At 47.7% G+C, this 2,989-nt stretch carries 2 rRNA genes (1 of these 2 only partly in view); both read left to right on the forward strand.

What is annotated here, in order from left to right:
- Positions 1-2,740, forward strand: a 23S ribosomal RNA gene (locus tag DFQ11_RS14600); it begins 87 nt to the left of the window's first position.
- Positions 2,741-2,835: 95 nt separating this feature from the next.
- Positions 2,836-2,945 (forward strand): 5S ribosomal RNA (gene rrf, locus DFQ11_RS14605).
- Positions 2,946-2,989 lie beyond the last annotated feature (44 nt).

Below are 2,989 nucleotides of genomic sequence, written 5' to 3' on the forward strand. Positions count from 1 at the left end.
GGCACATACAAATTGATCCGCAGATATCCGAATGGGGCAACCCACTATATTGAAGATATAGTATCCCGCAAGGGAAGCAAACCCGGAGAACTGAAACATCTAAGTACCCGGAGGAGAAGAAAACAAAAGTGATTCCGATAGTAGCGGCGAGCGAAATTGGATTAGCCCAAACCAGCATTGTTACGGCAATGTTGGGGTTGTAGGACCACGATATTAGAAGCAGGATGAATTAGAATTGTTTGGAAAGACAAGCCATAGACGGTGATAGCCCGGTATAAGTAAAGAATGTGGATATAGTGGTATCCTGAGTAGTGCGGGGCACGTGAAACCCTGTGTGAATCAGTCGGGACCATCCGATAAGGCTAAATACTCCTGAGAGACCGATAGTGAACTAGTACCGTGAGGGAAAGGTGAAAAGAACCCTGAATAAGGGAGTGAAATAGAACCTGAAACCATACGCTTACAAGCGGTCGGAGCAGACTTGATCTGTGACGGCGTGCCTTTTGCATAATGAGCCTACGAGTTACCGTTGCTAGCAAGGTTAAGGACTTCAGGTCCGGATCCGTAGCGAAAGCGAGTCTGAATAGGGCGCTTTAGTTAGTAGTGGTAGACGCGAAACCGTGTGATCTACCCATGGGCAGGTTGAAGTTTAGGTAACACTAAATGGAGGACCGAACCGCCAGACGTTGAAAAGTCTTCGGATGACCTGTGGGTAGGGGTGAAAGGCCAATCAAACTCGGAAATAGCTCGTACTCCCCGAAATGCATTTAGGTGCAGCGTTGATTTATAGTTTTATAGAGGTAGAGCTACTGATTGGATGCGGGGGCTTCACCGCCTACCAATTCCTGACAAACTCCGAATGCTATAAAATGTTAATCAGCAGTGAGGGCATGGGTGCTAAGGTCCATGTCCGAGAGGGAAAGAACCCAGACCATCAGCTAAGGTCCCCAAATATATGTTAAGTTGAATAAACGAGGTTGAACTGCTTAGACAGCTAGGATGTTGGCTTGGAAGCAGCCATTCATTTAAAGAGTGCGTAACAGCTCACTAGTCGAGCGGTTCGGCATGGATAATAATCGGGCATAAACATATTACCGAAGCTATGGACTTGTAAAAGTGGTAGGGGAGCATTGTAGTGTCGTCGAAGGTGAGTCGTGAGGCTTGCTGGAGAAGCTACAAAAGAAAATGTAGGCATAAGTAACGATAATGCGGGCGAGAAACCCGCACACCGAAAGACTAAGGTTTCCTCAGCTATGCTAATCAGCTGAGGGTTAGTCGGGACCTAACGCGAACCCGAAAGGGGTAGTGGATGGACAACAGGTTAATATTCCTGTACCTGCTCACGTTAAAAGTGACGGAGGCGAAAAGTTAGTGCGTACTGACGGAATAGTACGTTGAAGCGAGTGGTAACACCGCGATAGTACACTGAGACTACGGTCAAGGTGATAATCTAGCAAATCGACTTCCAAGAAAAGCGAGTGAAGCAGCCCGTACCCTAAACCGACACAGGTAGTTGGGATGAGAATTCTAAGGTGCTCGAGAGATTCATGGCTAAGGAACTAGGCAAAATTGACGCGTAACTTCGGGAGAAGCGTCGCCCCCCTCCGGGGGGGCCGCAGTGAAAGAGTCCAGGCGACTGTTTATCAAAAACACAGGGCTCTGCTAAATCGAAAGATGATGTATAGGGCCTGACACCTGCCCGGTGCTGGAAGGTTAAGTGGAGGGTTTAGAAGTTTACTTCGAAGATCTCAAATGAAGCCCCAGTAAACGGCGGCCGTAACTATAACGGTCCTAAGGTAGCGAAATTCCTTGTCGGGTAAGTTCCGACCTGCACGAATGGTGTAACGATCTGGACACTGTCTCAGCCATGAGCTCGGTGAAATTGTAGTATCGGTGAAGATGCCGATTACCCGCAGTGGGACGAAAAGACCCCGTGAACCTTTACTATAGCTTAGTATTGGCTTTGGATAAGTAATGTGTAGGATAGGTGGGAGACTTTGAAGTGGCGTCGCTAGGCGTTGTGGAGTCATTGTTGAAATACCACCCTTTGCTTATCTAGAGTCTAACCTCTAACCAGGGACAGTGCTTGGTGGGTAGTTTGACTGGGGTGGTCGCCTCCAAAAGAGTAACGGAGGCTTCTAAAGGTTCCCTCAGTACGCTTGGTAACCGTGCGCAGAGTGCAATGGCATAAGGGAGCTTGACTGAGAGACATACAGGTCGATCAGGTACGAAAGTAGAGCATAGTGATCCGGTGGTTCCGTATGGAAGGGCCATCGCTCAAAGGATAAAAGGTACTCCGGGGATAACAGGCTGATCTCCCCCAAGAGCTCATATCGACGGGGGGGTTTGGCACCTCGATGTCGGCTCGTCACATCCTGGGGCTGGAGAAGGTCCCAAGGGTTGGGCTGTTCGCCCATTAAAGTGGCACGCGAGCTGGGTTCAGAACGTCGTGAGACAGTTCGGTCTCTATCTACTGTGGGCGTTAGAAATTTGAGTGGATCTGACTCTAGTACGAGAGGACCGAGTTGGACGAACCTCTGGTGTACCTGTTGTTCCGCCAGGAGCATTGCAGGGTAGCTACGTTCGGAAGGGATAAGCGCTGAAAGCATATAAGCGCGAAACCCACCACAAGATGAGATTTCTTTAAAGGGTCGTGGAAGATGACCACGTTGATAGGCTATAGGTGTAAAGGCAGTAATGTCATAGCCGAGTAGTACTAATAACCCATAGGCTTATTGTACGCCTGTTTTTTTATAACGTTTACAATCAAAAACTCATGTCTTTTTTTCAATATGTCAACAATATTAGTGTTGATTATTTATAACAACCAAAATTTAAGGTGGTTATAGCGACGGGGCTCACCTCTTACCATTCCGAACAGAGTAGTTAAGCCCGTTTGCGCCGATGGTACTGCTTTACTGTGGAAGAGTAGGTCACCGCCTTTTTTGAAAACCCTTACTAATTACTAGTAAGGGTTTTTTGTTTTTAA

Origin of the sequence: Winogradskyella epiphytica (assembly GCF_003217215.1) — a bacterium.
GTDB classification, from domain to species: Bacteria; Bacteroidota; Bacteroidia; order Flavobacteriales; family Flavobacteriaceae; genus Winogradskyella; species Winogradskyella epiphytica.